This is a genomic window from Agrococcus sp. KRD186, from assembly GCF_017168255.1.
GTDB lineage: Bacteria > Actinomycetota > Actinomycetes > Actinomycetales > Microbacteriaceae > Agrococcus.
In genome coordinates this window covers 1-225 of sequence record NZ_JABFAP010000005.1, presented here as the reverse complement: position 1 = coordinate 225, position 225 = coordinate 1, and the positions used below count along the sequence as shown (strand labels likewise).

General features: G+C 63.6%; 1 pseudogene. It reads right to left on the bottom strand.

Annotated features, from left to right (window positions below):
- Positions 1–225, bottom strand: a pseudogene (locus tag J1M46_RS14970) (IS1634 family transposase); the annotation flags it as partial.

Genomic DNA, 225 nt, shown 5'->3' with positions numbered 1-225 from the left:
GGCCCCGTCGAGCACGTCCTCGGGGATGTTGGCGACATAGCCTTTGAGCCCCTGCCAGGTGCGCGCCTTCTCGATCTGTGCCCAGTTGACGCCGACGCTCTTCCCGTCGATCGTGACGAACCGGTCCTTCTTCGTCGGCCGGGTGCCGTCGGCGACCTTCTCGGCGCGTTCGATCTGCTTGTTGAGCGTGATGTTGTCGCGCTTGTCGCGTTTGAACGAGTAGTG